The 1,293-nt window shown below is 71.5% G+C and carries 2 protein-coding genes; both read right to left on the bottom strand.

Annotation, left to right across the window (positions count from 1 at the left end):
• Positions 1-151: 151 nt before the first annotated feature.
• Positions 152-805 (bottom strand): nucleotide exchange factor GrpE, encoded by a 654-nt coding sequence (gene grpE / locus ACFYXM_RS31810; protein WP_389294587.1) that lies wholly within the window; start codon positions 803-805, stop codon positions 152-154.
• Positions 802-1,293, bottom strand: a 492-nt coding sequence (locus ACFYXM_RS31805) for an Hsp70 family protein (RefSeq protein ID WP_351526227.1), incomplete at its 5' end; no start/stop codon positions are given. The genes grpE and ACFYXM_RS31805, both read right to left, overlap by 4 nt.

Genomic DNA, 1,293 nt, shown 5'->3' with positions numbered 1-1,293 from the left:
CGGGGGGCCCCCGTAGCCCCTACACTGCCCCCCGCCCCCGGGGGCGCGCCCCCCCCGGCGCCCCCCCCCCGCCCCCCCCCCGGCCGGGGCCCCGCCCCGGCCCCCCCCCCCCGCGGCCGGGCGGTGCGCCGCAAGATGGTCAGACAGGATGTCAGACCTCCTCGCTGCCACCGCTCTCCTCGTCGGTTGCCTTCTCTTCCTTGGCCGTGGCCGGTGTCGCGCCCGGCTGCGGCTCGGCCACCGCCACCCGCGCGGGGCGGATGGTGCGCTCGCCGATCCGATACCCCGGCTGCAGGATCGCCACGCAGGTCGTCTCCGTGACGTCCGGCGCGTACGAGTGCATCAGGGCCTCGTGGATCGTCGGGTCGAAGGGCTCGCCCTCCTTGCCGAACTCCTGCAGGCCCAGCTTGGCGACGACCGTCTCCAGCGATTCCGCCACCGACTTGAACCCGCCCACGAGCTCACCGTGATCGCGAGCCCGGCCGATGTCGTCGAGCACGGGCAGGATCTCGGACAGGAGGTTCGCGACCGCGATCTCCTTGACCGTGGCCCGGTCCCGCTCGACGCGGCGACGGTAGTTCTGATATTCGGCCTGGAGCCGCTGGAGGTCGCCCGTGCGCTCGTTGAGCGCGGTACGGACCTGGTCCAGCTGGGCCGTCAGACCGACGGTCTCTACTGCGTCCCCGGCCGGGGCCGCCTCTTCCTCCTTGGCGGAGGAGGAGGCGTCCTTCGGCTCAGCTCCGTCAGGGGTGGCGCCGGAGGGGACGTCGGGCTTCTCCTCGAAGCCCGAGTTCTCCTCGGTCACACCGCACCGCCCTTGGCGTCCTTCTCGTCGTCCACGATCTCCGCGTCGACGACATCGTCGTCGGCCTTGGCCTGCTGGGCGCCCGGCTGCGGGTCACCGTCGGCCTGGGCACCCGCGTACATCGCCTGGCCCAGCTTCTGGGAGACGGCCGCGACCTTCTCGGTGGCGGTGCGGATCTCGGCGCTGTCCTCGCCCTTGAGCTTCTCCTTCAGCTCGTTGACAGCGGTCTCCACCTCCGTCTTCACGTCGGCGGGAACCTTGTCCTCGTTGTCCTTGAGGAACTTCTCCGTCTGGTAGACGAGCTGCTCGCCCTGGTTGCGGGACTCGGCGGCCTCGCGGCGGCGGTGGTCCTCCTCCGCGTACTGCTCGGCCTCCTCACGCATCCGGTTGACCTCGTCCTTCGGCAGCGAGGAGCCGCCGGTGACGGTCATCTTCTGCTCCTTGCCGGTGCCGAGGTCCTTGGCGGTGACGTGCATGATGCCGTTGGC

It is taken from the genome of Streptomyces sp. NPDC002476 (assembly GCF_042889785.1).
GTDB lineage: Bacteria > Actinomycetota > Actinomycetes > Streptomycetales > Streptomycetaceae > Streptomyces.
The sequence above is the reverse complement of the archived record's forward strand: the minus strand, read 5'-3'. Positions and strand labels throughout refer to the sequence as shown.